At 62.5% G+C, this 566-nt stretch carries 1 protein-coding gene; it reads right to left on the reverse strand.

Annotation, left to right across the window (positions count from 1 at the left end):
- Positions 1-566 (reverse strand): sugar-binding domain-containing protein (locus tag VE25_RS20855; protein WP_342019410.1); only part of this gene is annotated, 566 nt, incomplete at both ends.

Here is a 566-nt window from a genome sequence, read left to right on the forward strand (position 1 = left end):
CTCACACGATGATGCGCCAGATCGGGCACAAAATGCAGATCGGTCAGGTGCAGGGCAGGTACGACGCTGAGCCACACCGGCTGCCATATGCCGCTGGTGCGGTGATACCAGATGGAGTGCGGCGCTTCGAGCCAGTCCTGCTTGCCACGGGGCATGCGGACATCCTGAGGCTGGTCCTCGGCGCGGACCACCACCACCTGATCGCCTTCGCCAAGAGCGTGCGTGACGTCGAGCGAGAATGGCACATGGCCGCCCTCATGATTGCCGACGCACTGGCCGTTGACCCACACCGTCGCCGCATAATCCACGGCACCAAAATTGAGCAGCAGCCTCTCGCCGGACTGCACACGTGGCGGGGAAAACGTCCTGCGATACCAGATGACCGGGTGAAAGGCGGTTTCGCGCAGCCCCGAAAGCTCGCTTTCGGGAGGAAACGGCACCACGATCTGGCGATCGAAAATGTCCGGCCGCTGCCACCAGTTTTGGCCGATACCTGTATCGCCGTCGTCATGAGCGAAGCCCCATGAGCCGCACAGATCGATCCAGTTGTCGCGCTGGAATTGCGG

Source organism: Devosia geojensis, assembly GCF_000969415.1.
GTDB lineage: Bacteria > Pseudomonadota > Alphaproteobacteria > Rhizobiales > Devosiaceae > Devosia > Devosia geojensis.